The organism is Aeromicrobium phragmitis (genome assembly GCF_003674095.1).
GTDB classification, from domain to species: Bacteria; Actinomycetota; Actinomycetes; order Propionibacteriales; family Nocardioidaceae; genus Aeromicrobium; species Aeromicrobium phragmitis.
In genome coordinates, this window is record NZ_RDBF01000227.1 from 1 (window position 1) to 335 (window position 335).

Consider the following 335-nt stretch of genomic DNA (forward strand, 5'->3'; position numbering starts at 1 on the left):
GGTCAGCTCCCGGGCCATGTTGAGCGACGTCGTGTCCGGCTGGCCGACGAGGCCGCCGGCGGCCTCGATCGCCTCGTGCACCCTGCTGCCCGGTGGCACCGTGACGATCCCCGGACGCGCGACCGCACCGACCACGTCGACGACGAGCTCGTCGACGACCGGCGCGGTGGCCGATTCGGACGACGGGGCGATCGCGACAGGCTCGTCGATGCGCTCAGGCCGGCCGGCCAGGACCCACCAACCGACGAGGACGAGGACCGCGACCCCCGCGATGCCGACGATCGCGAGGTGACGGTCGCGGAGGAGAGCATGACGGGGAGGCGAAGCGTCGTCGT

The 335-nt window shown here is 73.1% G+C and carries 1 protein-coding gene; it reads right to left on the minus strand.

From position 1 onward, the window contains the following. Window positions 1-335, minus strand: a 335-nt coding sequence (locus D9V41_RS17095) for an SLBB domain-containing protein (RefSeq protein WP_208006942.1), incomplete at both ends; no start/stop codon positions are given.